The 20,024-nt window shown below is 37.3% G+C and carries 16 protein-coding genes; 1 reads left to right on the top strand and 15 read right to left on the bottom strand.

All coding sequences use genetic code 11. The features are described from left to right. Positions 1 to 5: 5 nt before the first annotated feature. The 6 genes from MKX69_RS08690 to MKX69_RS08715 form a co-directional block, all read right to left on the bottom strand. On the bottom strand, positions 6 to 983 hold the full coding sequence (locus MKX69_RS08690; RefSeq protein ID WP_002314201.1) for a glycosyltransferase family 2 protein: 978 nt from the start codon (positions 981 to 983) through the stop codon (positions 6 to 8). Next, on the bottom strand, positions 976 to 2,043 hold the full coding sequence (locus MKX69_RS08695; RefSeq protein WP_341009789.1) for an NAD-dependent epimerase/dehydratase family protein: 1,068 nt from the start codon (positions 2,041 to 2,043) through the stop codon (positions 976 to 978). Before MKX69_RS08695 ends, MKX69_RS08690 begins: the two co-directional genes overlap by 8 nt. Positions 2,044 to 2,050: 7 nt before the next feature. Further along, positions 2,051 to 2,752, bottom strand: a complete 702-nt coding sequence (locus MKX69_RS08700; RefSeq protein WP_002310302.1) for an IspD/TarI family cytidylyltransferase — start codon at positions 2,750 to 2,752, stop codon at positions 2,051 to 2,053. Then, the gene (locus MKX69_RS08705) at positions 2,749 to 3,621 is read right to left on the bottom strand and encodes a LicD family protein (RefSeq protein ID WP_341009795.1); all 873 of its coding nucleotides are present in this window, start codon (positions 3,619 to 3,621) and stop codon (positions 2,749 to 2,751) included. The genes MKX69_RS08700 and MKX69_RS08705 overlap by 4 nt, the downstream gene beginning before the upstream one ends. 179 nt (positions 3,622 to 3,800) lie before the next feature. Further along, on the bottom strand, positions 3,801 to 4,841 hold the full coding sequence (locus tag MKX69_RS08710; RefSeq protein WP_230340880.1) for a glycosyltransferase family 2 protein: 1,041 nt from the start codon (positions 4,839 to 4,841) through the stop codon (positions 3,801 to 3,803). 19 nt (positions 4,842 to 4,860) lie between these two features. Further along, positions 4,861 to 6,252 (bottom strand): sugar transferase, encoded by a 1,392-nt coding sequence (locus MKX69_RS08715; protein WP_002322621.1) that lies wholly within the window; start codon positions 6,250 to 6,252, stop codon positions 4,861 to 4,863. Positions 6,253 to 6,653: 401 nt separating this feature from the next. Here MKX69_RS08715 and MKX69_RS08720 point away from each other — a divergent pair, with 401 nt between their 5' ends. After that, positions 6,654 to 7,946, top strand: a complete 1,293-nt coding sequence (locus MKX69_RS08720) for an ISL3-like element IS1251 family transposase (RefSeq protein WP_000122610.1) — start codon at positions 6,654 to 6,656, stop codon at positions 7,944 to 7,946. A 106-nt stretch (positions 7,947 to 8,052) separates the two neighbouring features. Here the strand turns inward: MKX69_RS08720 and MKX69_RS08725 are convergent, their stop codons facing one another. The 9 genes from MKX69_RS08725 to rfbC all read right to left on the bottom strand — a co-directional run bounded on the left by MKX69_RS08725 (position 8,053) and on the right by rfbC (position 20,016). Continuing rightward, positions 8,053 to 10,191: a glycosyltransferase family 2 protein gene (locus MKX69_RS08725; RefSeq protein ID WP_341009800.1), complete on the bottom strand. Its 2,139-nt coding sequence runs from the start codon at positions 10,189 to 10,191 to the stop codon at positions 8,053 to 8,055. A gap of 38 nt (positions 10,192 to 10,229) precedes the next feature. Further along, positions 10,230 to 11,816: a class I SAM-dependent methyltransferase gene (locus tag MKX69_RS08730; protein ID WP_230340878.1), complete on the bottom strand. Its 1,587-nt coding sequence runs from the start codon at positions 11,814 to 11,816 to the stop codon at positions 10,230 to 10,232. Next, positions 11,806 to 13,026, bottom strand: a complete 1,221-nt coding sequence (locus MKX69_RS08735) for an ABC transporter ATP-binding protein (RefSeq protein WP_002318607.1) — start codon at positions 13,024 to 13,026, stop codon at positions 11,806 to 11,808. Before MKX69_RS08735 ends, MKX69_RS08730 begins: the two co-directional genes overlap by 11 nt. 11 nt (positions 13,027 to 13,037) lie before the next feature. Next, positions 13,038 to 13,844 (bottom strand): ABC transporter permease, encoded by an 807-nt coding sequence (locus MKX69_RS08740; RefSeq protein WP_002289081.1) that lies wholly within the window; start codon positions 13,842 to 13,844, stop codon positions 13,038 to 13,040. A gap of 208 nt (positions 13,845 to 14,052) precedes the next feature. Then, positions 14,053 to 15,333 carry an EpaQ family protein gene (locus MKX69_RS08745; RefSeq protein ID WP_025478854.1) on the bottom strand — a complete coding sequence of 427 codons (1,281 nt, stop codon included), beginning with the start codon at positions 15,331 to 15,333 and terminating at the stop codon, positions 14,053 to 14,055. A 43-nt stretch (positions 15,334 to 15,376) separates the two neighbouring features. Further along, positions 15,377 to 17,410, bottom strand: a complete 2,034-nt coding sequence (locus MKX69_RS08750) for a DUF7657 domain-containing protein (RefSeq protein WP_010731146.1) — start codon at positions 17,408 to 17,410, stop codon at positions 15,377 to 15,379. 34 nt (positions 17,411 to 17,444) lie between these two features. Further along, complete coding sequence (gene rfbD / locus MKX69_RS08755; protein ID WP_002315336.1) at positions 17,445 to 18,296, bottom strand: dTDP-4-dehydrorhamnose reductase; 852 nt, start codon at positions 18,294 to 18,296, stop codon at positions 17,445 to 17,447. Between the two features lie 97 nt (positions 18,297 to 18,393). Next, positions 18,394 to 19,422 (bottom strand): dTDP-glucose 4,6-dehydratase, encoded by a 1,029-nt coding sequence (rfbB, locus tag MKX69_RS08760; protein ID WP_086311060.1) that lies wholly within the window; start codon positions 19,420 to 19,422, stop codon positions 18,394 to 18,396. 21 nt (positions 19,423 to 19,443) lie between these two features. Continuing rightward, the gene (rfbC, locus tag MKX69_RS08765) at positions 19,444 to 20,016 is read right to left on the bottom strand and encodes a dTDP-4-dehydrorhamnose 3,5-epimerase (RefSeq protein ID WP_195193412.1); all 573 of its coding nucleotides are present in this window, start codon (positions 20,014 to 20,016) and stop codon (positions 19,444 to 19,446) included. Positions 20,017 to 20,024: the final 8 nt, after the last annotated feature.

A 20,024-nucleotide genomic window follows, 5' to 3' on the forward strand; every position in this document is an offset into this window, starting at 1 on the left:
CTCACCTAACTATGCTTACTTTTATGCTTCTCTTCTTCCAATATGGAAAGCTTTTTATATAAATTTAAATTTATTTTTAATGCTGTCGCCGCTATTTTTCTATTTCTAGTAAAATATTGATTCTTTAAAATGAACAAATAATTATCCCTTAAAAATCTTACTATTTCTTTGGTTCCTTTATAGCTACATTCACTATTACTAATCACAATCTTATCTAAAACGATAAAATGTGCCCAACAAGTTCTAGTATGTGCCACTGGCAATAATTTTGGATAGCGTTCTTTAATCCAAATTTCATTCTCTTTCCAAACATTGATTGTATCAAGATCTTTCTCCCCAAAACCACTACTTGAAATGCTGTTTTCCCGATGAAAATAATAATACTTCTGCTGAGTGTCAATAACTACTTTTTCTGTTTTTTCTAATACAGATAGGATAACAGCAGCATCTTCCGTGATAACACCTTCAGGATAGCGGATAGTATCAAAAATCTCTTTTTTGTATAGTTTATTCCAAGCCTGAACAGAAACAACTTTTGCTTCTAAAATCATTTTCATCGCTTCTATTTTCGATAAAACCATATATTGTGGCATTAAAATTTTAGGCTCCCTACTTGCGTATAAGTCATATACTCCACAAATAGAAAGATCTGCTTGTTCTTTGACAATGTTGTCGTACAAAAGTTCATACATATCTTTTTCGATATAATCATCACTGTCAACAAAGCCTAAATATTTCCCTCGTGCCACATCAATCCCGGCATTTCTTGCACTACTTAATCCACCGTTTTTTTTATGGATGACACGGACACGACTGTCTTTTGATGCATATTCATCACATATTTTACCGCTGTTGTCAGGAGAACCGTCATCTACTAATATCACTTCGAAATCAGTAAATGTTTGCGCTAAGATTGAATCTACACATTTTCTTAAATAGGGTTCTACTTTATAAACAGGAACAATAATACTAATCTCACACATTTTGCTTCTCACCTTTAACTAATTCTACGGTATGGACTAAAGAGTCTTTTAGTTCAAAAAGTGGTGTCCAACCTGTCATTTTGATTTTTTCATTATCTAAAATAGCCGTGTTTGCTTTTGAAAAACCTTTTTGTTCAATCTCATCCGGCAATTCAAAAATTACTTGTTTGCCGCTGATATCAGCTAGCTGTTGTGCTAATTCTTTTAGTCGTAAATCAAAGTTTTCTGAAGAAACATTGTACGCCTCTCCTTTTTCTCCTTCAAGCAGTAAATGAAGAATAGCAGAAACAGCATCTCCAACATAAACATACGAAAAATATTGATTTCCTTCACTTTTTAAAACAATATCCTTTTGTTCGACTGCATTTAAAATAAATTGTGAGGATGCTTTCGTATCAGATAAAAGCATCGTCGGACCAAACGTACGGCAAAGCCTTGGAATCACGATGTCGAGGTCGTGTTTTGCGATGTAGGCTTGGCATAATGATTCACTGACTCTTTTTCCTTCAGGATAGCCTGCTCTCAGTGTATTACAATCGATATACCCGCAGTAATCTTCTGTGAATTTTTCTATATCGCCTCGATTTTCGCCATAGATTTCTACTGTTGATAAAAATAATACTCTCTCAGGCTGGGTTGCTACTGCATGTTTCAATACTTGCTCTGTACCTGCAAGATTAGTCATGATCGTACCGATTGGATCAGTTGCGTAAGCCTTAGGATGTGTGTTACTTGCACCGTGTATCAAATAGTCAGCTTGAATTTCTTTTGGTAAGGGTTCTGTGACGTCACCTTCAACAATTTCGAAAGTATCTAAGGAAAGATAACTGGCAAACCTTTTTTCAAGCTTCTGACGGTTTCTGCCCATAGCATATACTTTGATTTTGATGTCTAGTTGTTCATTAGCAGCCATCAACGTATCAATCAAAAAAGAGCCGATCATTCCCGAAGCGCCAATCATCAGAACGGATTTGCCATGTAGCTGTTTTATTTTTGGTGTATGATCGATCACTTTTGCCAAATCTTTTTGGTACATTGGTTGTTTAATCAACGTCATCATCTTTCTCCTAGTCTTTCATTTTTAAATATGCTTTGAACAATTCTAGATCATCTGTTGTTGTCAATTTGATATTTTTATCAGAACCAGCAGCAAAATATAAAGTTTCTCCTAAATCTACCATCATGGTATTCGTATAGGAAGAATCAGTCATACCAATGTCTTCTTTCACTGCTCGGTCATATGCTGCCCGTAGTTTTCCGTATTGGTAAGCTTGTGGAGTTGAGACACGTCGCAATGTGTTACGATCGACATACTGTTCCGTCGTTTCTTCTGTTTTCTTGATAAAAATTTGTTCGTTGTAAGGTAGAGAGGTTACACCGTTACCAAATTCTTTACATTTAACGATTACATCTGACAATACCAGTTCGTCTACTAGTGGACGGATACCATCATGGATGATGATCGTATCATCGTCTTCAGAGTAATCTTTCAAAAACTGGACACCATTATTGATTGACTCTTGTCCTTTTGATCCCCCTGTGATGACCCATTGGACTTTGCTAATATTGAATTCTTTGATATACGCCCACATCGTTTCTTCCCAGCCAGATTTACAAACGACTAAAATCCGATCGACCTGTGGATGTTTTTGAAATGATTCTAAAGTATAGATAATAATAGGTTTACCTTCAATTGTAATGAACTGTTTTGGGATATCTTGTCCCATACGTTTACCGACACCGCCGGCAATAATAATAGCTGTAATCATTTTTTTTCTGCTCCTTTAGTTAAATAATATTTTCCTTTGTACATTTTGTATGAATGTTCTGGGTCAATATAAACTGCTTCATGGTGAGAAACCTGATCTTTTTCAGGGGGAAGCTGCATATAGTCGCCAAAAACTTGACTTAAATAATGATCGTAGCCAATTGGTACTGGCATCTCTGTATCTTCGAATGGTATCCACACAGCAGATTCAAAGTCTTTTGCAGGATAAACATTTCCCATATATCGTGGACCGACACAAAGTTCTGTAACGAAATTCGTCGGGTTATCATTGTATTTGGTCATCTGCTTTTCAGCATATCTCCATATTTTATACTTCGTTTTTGCGGATACGCTATTTAACAATAACTTTCCAGCTAATTCCATTACTTTCCCATGGTTTTGCGGTACTTGCTGACTTCGATAAAGCACATAGATCATTGCCCATATCTTTTGCTTTTTCCGTTCTGCTTGCTTTTCAGGTGCAGTATCTAACGGAAAAATATCTAATTGGATACCATGAGGGATATCTAAATCTTCCTGATACGTTTTGATAAAGGTCGTTTGGACGTTACGGATAGTTGTAAAGGAGTTCCGATCGTGATTCGTCAGAGTTGGTCTTAATAAAACAAATTTATCTTTTTGTGGGCCGGTTTCCCATAATTCAGCTAAGCGATCATAATCCCTTCTAGGCATGAAAAAATCTAAATCATCATCCCATGGGATAAAACCTTTATGTCGAATTGCTCCGATTGCGCCGCCACCACAAAAATAACACAACAAATCGTGACTTTTACAAAAATCTACAAAGTATTGTGCCATTTCGAGATTTACTTTTTGAATTTTTTTTAATTCAGGATCTGTACTGTACATTATAGTTGCCTCAACCATTCTTTTATTAATCTTCCCTATTTTCTCATAAATAGAGGCGGTTTTCAATCTTATGCAAGTGGTTCTTTCTTTACTGACTGAAAACGGATAGATAAACAGCTATTTTTTGTTTTTGAAAGGGTTGTGACAAAAAACAGTCACAACCCCTTATTCCGACTTTTTTAATAAACTCTCTTCAACAATGCCATGATGCTTGGCATTTTCACTTCCACAAAGCTGCCGGCTTTCACCGCAGATAATAATAGAGGAGCCGGCAAATTATACAGCCATTTTGTTACTTTTTTCGCGCTGGAATCAGTCAATGCAACTTTTTTAGCTTCTTGGATGGCTGGATCATTCAAGATATGCATAGCTTCTTCTCTTTTTTCTTTAGCAGTTCGCTCAGAATTCTCATAAATAGAAAAAATGACAGAGGTTGTTCCTTTTAAAAGAAGAGAAGCCATACCTGGTTTGTCTTTATCACTTGTCACGACATTTGCTAATTCATAAAATTCTTTAAAGGTTTCAAATTTATTCGGTTTATATTGGTTGGTTATCCCTTTTCCACCTTCAAAATGATAAATATACTCGATTCTTGGATTCAATATTACTTGCTGACAATGTTCATAATAGTTCAAATTGAAGATACGGTCTTCACAACTGCTGTAATTTTTGAATAGAATCTGTTTTTCCATCAAGATTTCCCTCTTGTAACATTTGTTCCAAACCACATACATCAACTGCTGATTCATCAGTTGATACATATCATCCACGAACTGTTCATGATTTGTATATTGGTATTCTGGAACAAGATAGTCCTTTTCCGAAATGATTTCTTCCCCGCTTAGCGTGCGGAATGTAAAAGAACTGATAAGCAAATCTGCTTCAGGATACTGTTCAAACAACTGCTGATAATCTGCCAAAATTTCTTTGACTGGCTCATCGTCTGCATCGAAAAATAATACATATTTCCCTGTAGCTTGCTTGATGCCTTCATTTCGAGCAAGTCCAGGTCCTTGATTTTCGGTTGTAAAAAGTTGAAAATGACTATCTCCTTGGATAGCTGACTGAATCAGCTGCTCTGTTTTGTCAGTTGACCCGTCATTGACCAAAATCACTTCATATTCTTCAAATGCCAAATTTTTTAAAACTTCTATTGTATGAACGATCGTGTCTTCGGCATTATAAACTGGAACAATTATACTAAATATCGGATGGCTCATTTCATTTCTTTCCTCCAGCTTAGCGATAAATTTTCTCTTGTGAAAAGTCGATTTCTGCTAATGAACTGATATTTTCATCTTCATCTAGTCCTTGTGAGGACATCTTATCAAATAAGATTTTGATTGTTTGAAGTAAAATCTTTAAATCTAATAGTAAGGAATACTTTTTGATATACAACAAATCAAAACGTAGTTTACTATTATAATCTGATACATATTTTCCGTATACTTGTGCATATCCGGTAATCCCTGCACGTACATTGTGTCTTAAATAATAATAAGGATTTTCTTCATTGAACTGATCAACGAAAAATGGTCTTTCTGGACGTGGTCCGACGATCGACATATCGCCTTTCAATACATTAAATATTTGAGGTAATTCGTCAAAACGTACGGCACGGATAAATTTGCCTACTGGTGTCACACGTGCATCATTGCTCTTTGCCAAGACTGGTCCTGATTTTGCTTCAGCTGTTGCACTCATGGAACGAAATTTATAGATTGAAAATTCCTTTTGATTTTTCGTAATACGTACTTGTTTATAAATAATTGGTCCAGGTGAAGTTGTTTTTACCAAAATCGCTGTGATTAGCATAAAAGGTGAAGCGAGGATCAGTAAAATAAGCGAAACGATGATATCAAAGAGACGTTTGAATAATTCATATTCCGGCTGAATTTTGAAACCGGAAGCTTCAATGATACTTTCATCTTCGAAATTCATGATGTTCGGATTGATCATCGTTAAATTTTCAAAAGTTGTATTTAAAAACAGCTTCTTCTCTTTTTTTGTCACTAATTGATAAATATTGATTTTTTCATCTTCTGGGATTTTAGAAGCTAGGTAGACAATATCGATGTCATCAATCAATTTTTTTGTGTTTTCATAATAATTGTCGATCACTACTGCTTCAACCTTATGTTTGTTGTTTTTCTTAGATTGAAAGTTTTGGATCGCTGGTGCGACATCTTTCTCCAAACCTACGATAAGTACTTTCTTATCACGACTGACTCTTAAGTATAGTTTATAAACGACTATCCGATAAACGCTAAGTAATATCGTGCCAAGTATAAACGAGAGCACGATGACGCCACGCGGAAATGCAAACCAACGTCCAGCAAAAGTAACCACCATGATCCCCAATGCTATCAGCACCTGTCCAATAACAGTAATGAAGACGATATCACTGATCATTCGGTTATAGAATACATAAGCTCCTAACAAAATATTCAACGCAATAAAGATAATGGAAATAAAAACTGCTGAATGCTGAAAGGTCTCTAAGTTTCTTGCTGGGACTTCTCCTTGGAACTTCAGCAAAAAGCTAAGATAGATCGACACATTCAATACAAGTACATCCATGATGATAATGAATATCCTGCGTGCCGCATTCCACTCCCCATTTTTATTCATATATACACTCCTAACCATAAAATAATGCCTCTATCATCTTACCATAGCAAAGTTTAAAAACCTAGTGAATAACCAAATTGTAAAAGAAATTAAAAGAAACTAGAAAAGGCAACTATTGTATGCTTATATGTGTATCTCTGCCTAACAGAGAGTTGGACAAAAACCGTATCACACGCTTCCTACTGAATGGATGTTCTTCCTATCATCTCTTCGGTCACAAGTTACAATATTCATATACTAAACTAAAAAAAACTGTATTTTCATCAATAAAAATGGGCTCTATACTTTTTGATGTTGGTGGATGACACCAGCATCTTTTTTATTTTCCAAAACATATAGAAAAGACACCTTGAAATCCTTTAGAATTAATTTGGCGAACCAACCCAAAAGGAGGAATCAAGATGTCTTACACTCACCTTATCAAAGAAACATTAGATATTCTAGACTTATCAGTTACTTTTAACGAAAATTGTCTCACAAAAGAAAAATACAAAGGGCAAATCTGTCATATTTATCGTGGAAACTTGATTTATACAGCCCAAGAATGCATCCACTGTAAACACCAGATTGCTTCAGATATTGTGCGTTGGGGTACAACAACCGTCCGGTTGTTAATGAACGATGTTTCTGAATACCGTACCTACCTCGAATTGAAAAAGCAACGCTTCAAATGCAAAGCTTGTCAGCGGACCTTTGTCGCAGATACTTCTGTTGCGAAAAAACACTGTTTCATCAGTGAGAAAGTCCGCTGGTCTGTCGTGACTCGTCTGAAAAAAAATACCTCAATGACAGAGATCGCCGCTCAGAAAAATCTATCGGTCTCTTCTGTTTACCGTATTATGAAGCGATTTTATCGTCCGTTGAATCCTTTTCGGACACCGTTACCTAAGGTACTTTGTTTTGATGAATTCAAATCAGTTCGGGGTGTTTCAGGTGCTATGAGTTTCATCATGATGGATGGACAAACACAGCGCTTATTGGACATTGTCGAGAACCGACAACTGCCTTTTTTAAAACGTTATTTTAGTCATTTTTCACGAGAAATTCGTGAAGCGGTCGAATGGATCGTGATTGATATGTACGCTCCTTATGTATCGCTCGTTAAAAAGCTGTTTCCAAAAGCACAGCTGATTATTGACCGGTTTCACATCGTCCAACATATTGGTCGTACCTTTCGCAATCATCGAATCAAAGAAACGAACCAACTATTAAAAAGCAAAGAACAAAAACACTATCAATTAGGTAAGCAATTAAAAAGATACTGGAAACTTCTTCAAAAAGATGAACGCAAGCTTGATTATACTCGACGCCTTTGGCGACCTGGCTTCAAAGCTCATTTAACAGAGACCGATATTGTGGATCGCTTACTGAAAGGGAGCCCTGCTTTGCGTGTAGGCTATCAGTTATATCAAGACTTTCTTTACGCTGTAAAGGAACGAGACTACGTATCGTTTGAAGAACTACTTACCAATAATATCATGCTTCCCGAAGGCTATCAGACGACCTTGAGAACGTTCCAGAAATTTCTGCCACAAATCAAAAATGCTTTACAACAAAGTTATTCAAATGGCCCACTTGAATGTCTGAACAACCATATCAAAGTGTTAAAACGAAATGCATATGGCTTTCGTAGCTTTTATAATTTCAAATTGCGCATCATGATTCGTCATGGCAACGCATTGATTTTCAACTAAAAAAGATCAAGAGGAACTGATCCACTTGATCTCCAATTATTCTAAGGTTTCTCTTTACCAACATCATTTGACAAAGAGCCTAAAAATGAAAATACAGTTCTTTTGATCAATCAGGTCTCAACGAAAAATCGCCGATTCCTTCTTTAGTTAGATTATCGTTATAAAATGGGTCATGAGCAATATAAGAAGGCCACTTATCTTGCATTTTTTTGATTTCCCCAGCAAAACGTCTTTGTTTTTCTGGTGTATCTTCATAACCTCTTGATTTAGATTCGAAATGGTACAATTCTGCTTGATGTGCATAGACATTGTAACGACCCAGTTCATAAACTTTCAAGCACAAGTCAACATCGTTGAATGCTACTTCTAATGTTTCATCAAATCCATTGACAGCATTGAAGTCAGCTGCCTTGACCATCATACAAGCTGCAGTGACTGCTAAGTAATTGACGTCAATGACCAATCGGCCGAAATAACCACAATGTGTTCGATCATAGTTATTCAATGCATGCCCTGCAACACCACCGATTCCTAATAGTACTCCTGCATGCTGCGTTGTATCATCTGGATAAAACAGTTTTGCTCCTACACAGCCGATTCGATCAAACTGTGCATAAGAAACCATCGCCGTCATCCAATCTGGCTCAATCACTTCTGTATCGTTATTCAAGAATAAAAAGTATTTGCCGTTTGCTTTTTCTGCTGCTAAATTGTTGATTCGAGAATAATTGAATGGAATGTCAATCAATTCTACGATAAAGCGGTCTTTCAGCTGATGCTTGTATTCTGCAAATAATTCTTGCATTTTTGGATCTGTACTTCCATTATCCGCAATAATGATTTCATAATTTGAATAAGACGTTTTTTCGATGATCGAATCTACACAATTTTTTAGATCTTCATAGCCATTCTTCGTTGGAACGATCACACTGACCAAATCCTCTTGCAAGACGTCATAAGTAATCTCATAAAATCCAGAAATTCTGCCAGGACGTACGCTTCCTTTGATATTCCTTCTAGACAGGGCATCTGTCAATGCTTTCACTCCGGAATCATAGATATAACTTTTGGCTTCACCATTACTTGCAGTTGATCCTGGGATCGTCCGCCAATGATACAAGACTCGGTCAATGTGGTAAATATGATCTGCAGGGATTTGTTCTGTCACACGAAGGACCAAATCATAATCTTGAGACCCTTCATAACCTTTACGGAAACCGCCAAGTTCTTTAACAATGCTTGTTCGATATACGCCTAAGTGAGAGATATAATTATTTCCCATCAATGTATCAGGCGACCAGTCTGCTTTGAAGTGCGGATCAAAACGATTGCCATCTGCATCGATTTTATCTTCGTCACTGTAGATCAAATCTAGTTCTGGATGTACGTTTAGCACTTTTGCCACTTCATATAATGCAAATGGCGGTAATTCATCATCATTATCTAAGAGTGCTATAAACTCTCCTTCTGCCATTTCCAATGCAGAATTAGTTGCCAGACTGATGTGTCCATTTTCTTGTCGGAAAACGACTTTGATTCTATCATCTTTTGCTTGATAGGATTCCAGACACTTTCGGATAGCTGGATCAGTAGAAGCATCATCACTGATACATAGTTCCCAATGATCATACGTTTGATCCAGTACCGAATCAATGCATTTTTCGAGCCATTTGATTTCAACGTTATAGACAGGCATAAGTATGGAAATCAATGGGCGGTACGCAAATCCTTGTGCTTCTTTCCTTTGCTCTTTCAAATCTGGTTTCTCATGACGACTGATCCACTCTGCATAATTGATCGATCCTGGCTTCAATTCCAATTTGACTCGGCGGATTGCTTTTTTTACGCCATGAGTCCTTGCATAATTTATCCCTTTTTTCAGTAATCTTTTTTTTCTTTCCCATGAAGATTCAATGCCGTCATCATAAGGGTATTTACCGTTTAATTTCACAGCTATGCCATTTTGATATCTCGCTGTTTGGAAGTCTAAGATTGCTTTTCCTCTCATTTTCCCCGATAAACGTATCTTAAAACCGCTTTGGGTCTTAACATCAAGATTATATAAACGATTGATATCCAATCTTACGACATGTGTTGCTTCAGCAATCACATTTTCTTTTTCTACCTTTATCGTAGGGATTTCTTTGGTCACTTCATCAATTGCCCAGCCCACAATAAGCAAATCGCCAGTGGCCCGTTCACGAGTGATTTGATCGATAAATACGGCAATTTCTTTTTTTTGCACGATTCGTTTACTCCTTATCTTTATAAGTTAAACATTATTTACATTTCAATGATCCATGATTGGCCATTTTGAGCCACTGCTTCCACTAAGAATGAACGTTCTTGCTCGCAGAGGATTCGTAATTCAAATCCCGCTTCTGTTCCTTTTGCGAGCTGTTCTGCTTGATTGACTTCTTCTCGTGAAACAGGAATTGCTTCGAAAAATGGCGATTGGTCAGCTGATAACTTATAGGACAATGGCTGGCGATCCGAATTAGCGATTCCCCATCCGATGATTTTTAATATTTTTGTTTCTGCATCCCAGATTTTCTCGTCAATACATATAGAAAGCTCTTTTTCTTGGATTTTTTTCGATGTTTCTTTCTTACGTCGTCCTAATCTATGTTTGATTGTCCATTCATCACTTTCCAACAATGTGCAATAGCGATTTGTGGTTGTTTTTAACATATGATTTAGTCTTGTATTTTCCTCAAGAAGATGATGATTTTCTCTTTCTAATTCATCATTTTTCTCAGAAAGCTGCTTTGTGACTTCAGCCATGGGACGAATCGTTTCCAACAATTCTTTCATTGTTGGTGTCAATTCCCCGATAAAGCGATAGTGACAATGGATAGTCACTTCTTTCCCAGAAATATCCGTTAGAACGAACTCTGGTAATTCTTTCCCATCAAACAAATAACAATCATTTACTGTTTTGACTACAGCATTCGAATCGATAAATGTTAGTTTTTCTCCGGCAGCTTCTGCGCTGAATTCGATAAAGCTAGGTTGTTGCGCGAAGCGAAACACCATTCTTTCTGTTGTTTCTGATACGGGGAAACTTAGTGTCTCATTTTCCCCAGTGAAATTATTGAATGGTATTTGGTGGATTGTTTCATCTTGTTTCGTTTGCTGGGTTACTTCTAACACTTTTACATAATTAGAATTTTGTGGCTGTGCAATGGAACTTTGTGCTACTGGATGTTTCATCAATGAGAAAAAGTATTGGTAGACTTCACCGAATGGTCGCATTTTGAAATCATAGCGTACAGCTTCTGGCAATTCTTCATAAGTTGATTTTAATTCTGTATCACCTACAGCTAAGTACAAATAATCTTCAATATTAATGAATAATCCCGCTTTTTCAAAAACTTTTTGGAAGCCATCATGAGTATAAAAAGAATTATGGGTTTCATCTAGGAGACCATAAGAAGCCCACGGCAATTGGTTATTGAACAAATCGATCATGACAGAATTATGCGCCAAGTTAGGGAATGTAATCAGGATCTCTCCTTCTTCATTCAAAAATTCTCTGACTTTCTTCAATGTTTTTCCAGGATCTACCAAATGTTCTAAAACATCCGCAAACAAGACGTAATCAAATGTCTGTCCAGCATAATAGTTTGCCCACTCAAAACTTTCGATATCACCATAAAATCCATCTTGAGCAAATTCGCTGACAAAATCGAACAATTCCTTATCTAACTCAACAATGCTCACTTCACATTGTTTTGCACCGATTAAATGTTTCGTTAATCGGCCGTTTCCGGGACCAAACTCTAAAACTTTACTTCCTGGTTTGATCTGTGCGGCAATTTTTCCCACACTGCTTTGTTCATCTAGGTCCATTTCAAAATCATATTTCATTGCTATGAGTCCCTTCTTCCCATTTATGGTCTAAGACCACGATGCCTTCTCCGATATAAGAACCGCTGACAAACAAATTCATGTACTTTGTCTTATATACCAAAGGAACCGTTGCATTTTCTTCAAAGACCGCAACGTCAAAATAATATTCACCAGCTAACAAACCTAACTTTTCATACTCCAGATAAAAGATATTCTCTCCTTTTTTCCAAGGAATCTTGATACCATCTAGTAGAGTATTGAGTCCGCACACATAAAAATTGTCGACTGTTCGTAGCGCAATTCCTAAAACCGGATTTTTGATTGTATCATCTTTTACTTCATAAGTTACTTTAACGTATAGTTTTTCTCCTTGTTCCAGCATATCCACCGGATTTTTGTCTTTATCCAACAATTCCGCTTTCGTCACGTCGACGATATCTGGAGCGGCGAACCGTTCTACTTGGTTTTTATTCCGATCCACTGTTTTAACTGATTTTTTCTTTAAAAAGTTTTCATAATTCGTCGTTACTTCCATCGTATCGCCATATTCGACGACTTCTCCGTTTTTCAACCAATAGGAACGATCACAAAAACGGCGAATCGAACTGATATCATGAGAAACGAATAAAATCGTCTTTCCCGAGTTCTTGATTTCTGTAAATTTTTCCATACATTTTAGTTGAAATTCAAGGTCTCCTACTGCCAATGCTTCATCTACAATCAAAATATCAGGATTCACATTGATTGCTACAGCAAAAGCTAGACGAACGAACATCCCACTTGAATAAGTTTTTACAGGTTGATAAATATGGTCGCCGATGTCAGCAAATTCAATGATATCATCGACCATTTCATCGACTTCTTCTCTTGAAAAGCCTAGTACCATCCCATTTAAATAGATATTTTCATAGCCAGAATACTCAGGATTGAATCCTGAACCTAGTTCTAGCAAAGCAGAGATTTTCCCTTCGATTTCCATCGTACCGGCTGTTGGTGTCAGTACCCCTGTAATGATTTTCAACATCGTAGATTTTCCGGATCCGTTTTCTCCAACGAAACCGATCATCTCACCTTTTTTTATTTCTACATTCACGTTTTTCAACGCATAAAACACATCATGATAGGATTTCTTAAAAGGATTAAGAGCTTCACGAAATCGATCCGACGGTTTTGCGTACATATTATAAGATTTTGTGATATCTTTTAGTCTAATTGCATATTCTGTCATAGCTATTCTCCTTACAACACATCTGAAAAATGTGGTTTCAATCTACGGAACACTGCAGAGCCGATTACGAACATTACTAATGTGAACACCCAGAAATACAAAGTATATGTTCCATGCTCCCAGAACCAAGCTTCACTTAAAAACGACTCACGATAGCCTTGAACAACATAGTACAGCGGATTTAATTTCAATATGCTTACAAGACCTGAGTCAAACTGGTTCGGGCTCCATAATATCGGCAACGTCCACATGATCAACTGCAAGACGATCGTAATCAATTGCATGATGTCTGGTAAAAATGGTTGGATGGATGCTGTCAGCCAAGTCAATCCTGTCAAGAAAGCACACATGCAAAATAGATAGTAAATCAGCTGTAAAGACATGGCTGAAGGATATATACCATTTATAAGCGCAACAGCTATGCCAATCAGAATGAAAAATAAATGGGTGTACAAATTGGATAGGATTTTCGTCGTGGGCAAGATACGAATATTGAATACGACTTTCTTTACTAAATAAGTATATTCCCGAAAAACAACCGTAGTTGATGCAAAGGCATCAGAGAAGAAGAACCAAGGAATCATCCCGGTAACTAAATATACGATAAATGGGTATTTTGCATCGATCATTTGTGCTTTCAATCCAACGCCAAATACCAGCCAATAAATCAATACAGTAAATAACGGATTGATAAACGCCCATAAGATCCCTAAAAACGATCCTGCATATCTTGATTTGAAGTCATTGATCGAAAACTGTAGCAGTAATTTTCTGTTCTGATAAATGTCCTTCATAAATAAATACAAATCTTTAAACATTTGTGTTCCTCCAAGCGATTTCAGTGAATTACAGTCAAGTGCCATTTTACCATATTTTTGGTACCGAGCTGCGTTCTTATTTATTTCTTAATTTTCTATGATACAAGATTTTCTCTAACGTTTCTATTTTACAGAAGATGCTAGACAATTGCAATAAACCAAAAAAGGCTGCGACGGTTGTCACAGCCTCTCTCGTATTTTGCGCCTATCAATGATAGCGTTGGATCCTGGAAGAATGAGCGCTATCTGGTTGTTCCTCATAACTTGGATCTCCAGCATTCATGTCGTCATATGGCTCTTCTATGTCATAGTATTCTTCCATAACTTTCGTTTCGTCATAGCGATGAACGGACATAGCCAACAGGATATAAATAATCGGAACCCATGGATATGAAGTCAATGTATCCTCCATAAATGACTGCATCATCACCGCAAAAAAAGCCCAGATAAAAGTCATCTGCCCGTTGGATAAATCTGCTTTCAACGTTAAGCGACCAATAAAAAGGATAAGTAGCAAAGCAGCAATTCCAAACCCTATTAACCCATAGATATTCAAAATAGAATTATAACTATTGTGGTTTCCTAAAAATTGGTTTCCTCGTTGGAAGATGAATGTTTTCATCCCTAGTAAAACTTGCTCAGATTTTTCTCCTAGCGTCTGATAGAATTTATGCCAAATATCTTCTCGACCGGTAAACAAATTGACTTTTTCGGAAACAGCGGCTAGATAAGAAATCGGTAAAGCCAAAAGAATCGTAGCCGTATAGGCAATAAACGGTGCACGAATGACACGCATCAATGATTTAGGTAAAAGATCCAATATCGCAAAAACAATCAATGCAACTAATGCGCCTCTTGATTGGCAGACCCAAATACCTAAAAAGGCTGCAACGACTGCTATCCCACCGATGATACGAACATACCACCGTTCAAAAGAACTGGCAAATCCGCTGATCAATAAAGCAAGAGTCATCAAAGAACTTCCGATTGTATTCGTATTGATCCAAATATCAGAAAGCGAATTTCCTGGAGCCCAGATGCTTTGTCCTTCTGGTACTTGGATCTCTGTAAATACACGATATAACGTGATTCCGAGGAAGACCGTAAAGACAAGCAGATAAATCCCGCGATCCCATTTTGTCCACTCAATCCATTTAATTACTAAACAAAATAAAATAATCAAAGGAAACAGTAAATCTCCAAATAAAGACTCATTTCTTAATTCCCGAAAGTAAGAAAAGAAAATGAAAAGTGCAAGCGCAACACCTAAATAAAGAAAATCGACGCCTTTTGCTTTATAAACATTTAAAATGAGCAAAATAGCCACACTAAAAGTGATAAGTAGCGAACTGTTGTTATATATAAACAAAGTGGCTGGGAAGCTTAATCCTGCTGTCCAAACAGAAAAGACCAGCGTCAGCAACAAAAGCAAGAAACCAGCACTCATTTTGTTGACAAATTTTTGTACGATTGCTTGAATTATCTCCACTCTCCTTTCTAATAATACTTCAGGGTTGTTCTCAGCTAGCCCATTACTGTAAGACTAGCTGATTTTCCTGAGTTTGTGTTTGTGGTACATCTGGATAATCGGGATATTCTACTTTAAAAATCATATAACCATCTTTATCCGGTCCATATAGTTGTGTGAATTGAGCTTCATATAACTGATTGTAATCAGTTAACGGTCGCTTACTGATTACATAGTTGATCCCTAACTTTTCTGCGTCTTCAAAATTCAACGTGACTGAGAACATATCTGGACGATCTAAAATGAACTTTGTATCTTCCTTAGCGATAAAAGCTCTTGTGTGAGCATACCGATTATAATACTTCTCATATTCTTCTTTTGGATCGATTTTCTTCCATGCAGCCATATCTGGATAAAAGCGGACTGTATTGAAAGATTTCACACCCAAAGTTGGGGTGAAGTTATACAGTTCATCTTCAGTCAACCAGACTTTGCCAGGGTCTTGTTGATCGATTTTTCGGATTTCTTTTGCCAGTGTTTTTTCAAAAATCGCTCCAGTACCTTCTACGACTGGATTGACAAAGAAACCAGATGCGATGATCACGGCGGCAAAAGCAAGATAAAACAAGCGTCTCCATCCAAATAATGCAAAAGCTAAAATCACTGTTCCCAACACAACGACTGCGATGGTTTCGAAATCTGAAAAATAATTATCCATCTTCGAATGAGTAAGTGCATAGAAATAAGACCATGCGTTTACTGCCAGTAAAATGAATTTATACCAAATAGGAATAACATCTTCTCTCCAAATATAAGCGATGAACCAAATTGATAATAGGCAAGCCGCAAAACTAAAAGTAAGGATGGCTCTTAAAGGAGGAACATAAGACAGCAGAGTAATTTCTGCTAGCCATTTTGGCAATCCAACGGTAATCCAAAAGATAGAAAACAGACAAAAAATCATCAAAATACGTCCCAATAACTTTTGTTCACTATCTTTTTTGCCAAATAAGACAAATGGACTGGCTAGGAATACAGTTGGAAAGAAGTGGTAGAACAAAGCCACTTCAGAGTTATTCGAATAGTTGATGTCTTCAAAAGGAATTTTCCAGTTTGTCAGGAAAGAAAAAAATTCGCCAATCGTCCACTTTCCACCGGTACTGACTCGTTTTCCTGGATATAAGGTATTCAAAGAAGCTAACAATGCGTCTTTTGACGTCAGCCAGAAATGAACCATGACTCCGCCAATAAATAAAACTGCCCCTCCAATCAACACTACATCCAACAGATCCCAAGAAATTTTCTTGCTGTAGTAAATAAGCAGTCCAACAAAATAAAAAATCAGCAAGTACGCCAGCATCACTTGATGGGCTGGGTAAATCACTAAAATAAACCCAATACCGAAAATAACCACCAAAAGCATCATCAACGTTCGCAGCCATTTTTTATCATGATTATAGAAATAATGATAAAAAGCAGTCATCAATCCCAAAGTAAAGAAAATCAAATCGCCCACATGCTGCATGAACCACCACTGGACTGCGGGAGAAAATGTCAGCGCAAATGCGCCAATCAGCGATAATGCTTTTTTTCTCTTCGTTAATATCATCAGTACTTCGAATCCAAGCAAGACCATGACGACTAATTTCATCGCCCAATAAAAGGAAAGGCCTCGATCTCTTCCGAGGAAAAAGAATCCCCAGTTGAATGGTTTTCCGATAACCGTAATATCCTTTACAGGAGAATTATACGCAATGATCATGTTTTGTCCGTTCAATGAATAATCTTCGTTCACCAACGGAAAGTCCTCTTCAGCTTGTGAGAGGTAAAAAGGTGTCTGCACCAGCCATTCATCTGACCGCACTTCCCGATTCTGTCCAAAAATCACATCAGTTTTTTTCCCATCGTCTCTTTGCGACACATATTTATCCCAAACACCAAGTGAACTTCCGTTTAAATTAAAAGTAACAATGACCACGATGACTAAAACACCAATAAGGTATCGGAGTTTTAGAAACAGGTCAAGCACCAAATTCGAATCTGCCTGATTCGCTTTTGGTTTTTCTTTTCGTCGTGCACTTCTTGTTTGTTTTTCCATATCATGCTCCAAATTCTATTTGATAAAAAGGAAATTACTTATTCATTTTTTTGGCAGCTTCCAGCATTTGCGCAAGTGCTTCTTGCCAAGTTGGTATGGCAAATCCTAACGCTTCTGTCTTTTTCAGGCTCATGACTGAATACTGCGGACGCGTTGCTTTTTGTGGAAATTCTTCCGATGTAACAGGCGCTACTTCCACATCTGTATCTTTCAATATTTCTTTGGCAAATTCATACCAAGAACAGCTATTTTCGTTCGACAAATGATAAATACCGAATGGTGCTTTTTCTTCGATAACATATACCATAAATTCTGCCAAAGTACGTGTCCAAGTTGGCCGCCCGAACTGGTCATTTACTACAGTCAGTTTGTCGCGGGTTTCCGCTAGGCGTTGCATCGTGAAGACGAAATTGTGTCCATAAATCCCGAAAACCCAAGAAGTTCGTATGATATAATAGTCTTCTAAAATCTCTTCTACTGCTTTTTCACCTAATAATTTCGTACGACCATATTCATTTAGTGGATTCGTTTGGTCATCTACTTCGTACTCTACATTTTTGTTTTTTCCATCGAAGACATAGTCTGTACTGATATAGACGAATTGAGCATTCACAGCTTTTGCTGCAAGCGCTACATTTCTTGTGCCATCGACATTGATTTTCTCATCTAATTCTTTTGCTTCTTCTTCTGCTTTATCTACTGCTGTGTAAGCTGCGCAATGGAAAATAACATCCGGTTTTAATTCTGTAATATAAGCCATTGTTTTCTCAGCATCTGTGATATCCAAGTCTTTTGCATCTGTTGAAACATATGGCAGATTTTTTTCATCTAATAAATGGCGCAATTCTGTACCTAATTGTCCATTTCCTCCAGTTAATAAAAACATATGGTTATCCGCTCCTTGATTTTTATTTTAAAAAAGAGACAGGCGAGCGCCTGCCTCACATGTGTTTTTCCATTAATACAGTGAAATTTTCTCTGTATTATTGTCCATTTTTGGCATATGCTGCTTCAACGGCCTCTTTTTCTTTTTTCCACCAGTCTTCATGTTCTTCGTACCATTTGATCGTGTCAGCCAACCCATCACGGAAGTTCGTAAACTCAGGCTGCCAACCTAGCTCTTCTCGCAATTTTGTCGAATCGATTGCATAACGCAAATCGTGCCCTGCACGGTCGTTTACATGGTCGTATGCGTCTTTTGGTTGACCCATCATTTCTAAGATCAATTCCATCACAGTCTTATTATCTTCTTCGCCGTCCGCACCGATCAGATAGGTTTCGCCAATTCTGCCTTTTGTCAAAATCAACCACACTGCTGAAGAATGATCATTTGTATGGATCCAGTCACGAACATTTTTCCCTTCACCATATAATTTTGGACGAATACCGCTTAAAATGTTCGTTACTTGGCGAGGTATAAATTTTTCAATATGCTGGTAAGGACCATAGTTGTTTGAACAATTTGAAATAGTTGCACGTAAGCCAAAAGAGCGTACCCACGCTTTTACTAACAGATCTGAACCAGCTTTTGTAGAAGAATATGGGCTTGAAGGATTATATGGTGTTTCGGCAGTGAATTTTTCTCCTTCGCCTTCTCCATGTCCCGGTAGGTCTTCACGTAATGGAAGATCTCCGTAAACCTCGTCAGTAGATACGTGATGATAGCGTACATCATACTTGCGGCAAGCTTCTAAAAGTGTATACGTACCAATGATATTCGTTTGTACAAATGGGAAAGGATCTTTTAATGAATTATCGTTATGGGATTCTGCCGCGTAATGAACAACTGCGTCCGCTTCTTTTACTAGACGGTCCACTAATTCTGCATCTGCAACATCTCCTACGACCAATTCTACGCGATTGCTAGGAAGTCCAGCCAAGTTCTCTTTGTTTCCTGCATAAGTCAGTTTATCCAAAACAGTGACATGCACTTCTGGATGATTGTTTACCACGTAATGAACGAAATTAGAGCCGATGAATCCGGCACCTCCGGTAACAATGATGTTTTTCATAAGAAAATTTCTCCTTAATTCTTAGATTTCTCCGTAAACAAATGGATTTTCTGCTTCAAATTCTTTTAATGTCGGATGACGGTGATCTTTTTCCGACATAATCGCTCTTGATGAATCAATTGGCCAATCAATCGCTAAATCTGGATCATCAAATGCGATGCCTCCATCTGCTTCTGCATTATAGTAATTATCACACTTGTAAAGGAAGTTCACGTTTGGTGTTAAAGTAACGAATCCATGTGCATATCCTTTAGGTACAAGCAACTGACGATGATTATGTTCAGATAAGATAAATCCGTCCCATTGACCATAAGTCGGGCTGCCTTTGCGGATGTCCACTACTACGTCTAAAACTGCTCCAGTAACCACACGAATCAATTTTGTCTGTGCAGCTTCTCCTTTTTGGAAATGAAGCCCGCGAAGAACACCAGCTTCAGCAGATAACGAATGATTGTCTTGAACAAAGTCATAATCTAATCCATGTTCTGCAAATTTTGCTTTTGAATAGCTTTCTGTAAAAAAACCGCGATGGTCGCCAAAGACATCCATTTCCACGATTTTTACATCTGTTAATTTTGTATCTGTTACTTTCATCTGTAGGA

Source organism: Enterococcus sp. FSL R5-0957 (assembly GCF_038008005.1).
Lineage (GTDB): Bacteria > Bacillota > Bacilli > Lactobacillales > Enterococcaceae > Enterococcus_B > Enterococcus_B faecium.